This is a genomic window from Roseburia sp. AF42-8, from assembly GCF_003435965.1.
In the GTDB taxonomy this organism is placed as follows: domain Bacteria; phylum Bacillota; class Clostridia; order Lachnospirales; family Lachnospiraceae; genus Roseburia_C; species Roseburia_C amylophila.
Genome location: NZ_QTVB01000121.1, coordinates 1 through 1,339, shown reverse-complemented (window position 1 = coordinate 1,339; position 1,339 = coordinate 1). Strand labels below are relative to the sequence as shown.

The 1,339-nt window shown below is 33.9% G+C and carries 1 protein-coding gene; it reads left to right on the top strand.

Features of this window, described 5'->3' with window-relative positions:
* Positions 1–162: 162 nt before the first annotated feature.
* Entirely contained in the window at positions 163–1,266 is a 1,104-nt protein-coding gene (locus tag DW059_RS15555; RefSeq protein ID WP_117699384.1) for a tyrosine-type recombinase/integrase, read from the top strand.
* The last annotated feature ends 73 nt before the right edge of the window (positions 1,267–1,339 follow it).

The window sequence follows — 1,339 nt, the reverse complement described above, 5'->3', positions numbered from 1 at the left end:
AATTTAAAAACATAAAGAAAATCAAAAAATGCTTTATTGATATTCCTTTAAAAGTCAAAGAAGTCAAAAACGTAATTGACATTTTGATATCTTTGTGTATAATGTAAATCAAGAAGTCAAAGAAGTCAAACAAATCGAAAAGAAAGGAAGGAGGGCTGTGGATTGAAATATAGGGTTGTTTCGGTTTTGAAAGATAATAGACCACGTTTTTTGATTATTTCTGATATTGAAGAAATTGAAATCCTTCCATCAAAGTATTTGAAGCATCTGGATCAGATTAATGCTTCTCCGAATACTGTAAAATCCGCAGCCTTCGCACTTTCATATTATTACAATTATCTGCAGGAGCAAACGATAGGATTGGATGAGATTACATTGCTATCCTATTCAGAGCAGAATAAACATTTTATTGATTTCTTGTATTGGGTTAAGAGTGGAAAGCATACTGAGCATAAAACACAGACGAGCAATAAGACCTGCAATATGTATCTTGGTGCAGTCTTCAGATACTACCAGTTTTTGGCACTGGAAGATGTCTTGCCAATGCTTAAAGTCTTACGAGTAAAAAAAGTATCATATTTTGACAGTATGGGAGTAAATCATCAAAATGCAGTGAATTCGTTTAAAGGTTTCTTCAAAGAAGAAGAATCTAATCTGGAAGAAATAACATCCGAAGAAATACAGGAGCTGATAAATGCCTGTACGAATGATAGAGATCTATTGCTGATAGCAATGATGGCAGAAACCGGTCTTAGATTAGGGGAAATTCTAGGAATCCATTATACCGAAGATATTGATTTTGAAAGAAGGACGGTTTGGGTAAGGTATCGTGAATCTAATACCAACTTGGCAAGAGCAAAAAATGCAGAATATAGAATGGCTTTGTTAAGTAATACAACTTTTGAGTTCTTGGTTAAGTACATTTCTGATAATCGAAAAAGTCTGATGAACTCGGAGTATCTATTTACAAAATTAACTGGAAAAAACAAAGGAGAGCCATTAGATGCGGATTCTGTGTATAGCATGTTGAAAAGGCTATCCAAAAAAACGGATATCAATTCCCATCCGCATCAGCTCCGACACTATTTTGCGGAGGAAAGAAGAAAAGAAGGATGGGATTTGAATGACATTCGTTTTGCCTTGGGGCATAAGAAAGTTGAAACTACCATTAAATACTTGGGTGAAAATAATGAACGATTGATAGAAGCGACAGATCAATACTACTTAAATAATGAAGATTTATACCAAATTGCAGATTTTCTGTAAAAGGAAGGAGGGATTACCTTGGCAGTATTAAAAATTGTTCCGAAGTTATATCAGGAAAAAATATCTGAAAAAT